Origin of the sequence: Staphylococcus pasteuri, from assembly GCF_030547725.1 — a bacterium.
Classification (GTDB): Bacteria; Bacillota; Bacilli; order Staphylococcales; family Staphylococcaceae; genus Staphylococcus; species Staphylococcus pasteuri.
The window spans coordinates 1-231 of the sequence record NZ_JAUOQO010001090.1; the positions used below are offsets into that span (position 1 = coordinate 1).

Annotated in this window: 1 protein-coding gene; it reads left to right on the forward strand. The window is 39.0% G+C overall.

The genetic code is table 11. The features are described from left to right. Positions 1-231: glycosyltransferase family protein (locus Q4528_RS16515; RefSeq protein ID WP_368506765.1), on the forward strand; the 231-nt coding region annotated here is incomplete at both ends.

The window sequence follows — 231 nt, forward strand, 5'->3', positions numbered from 1 at the left end:
GGCTAATCCAGAGTCATTAATTACAGGTATTCCAGAGTATGATGCGTCTGTTCCTAAAGCGCGCTATTACGCTAGGTATATAACCCATGTTTGGGTGTGGATAGAAACACTTAGTCTTGAGCTAAAAGATAGTATGTGTGGTTTTAGGGTTTACCCTTTGACATCGACTATTCAATTACTTGATTCCGCTAGTTTAGGAAAGCGGATGGATTTTGATATTGAAGTCTTAGT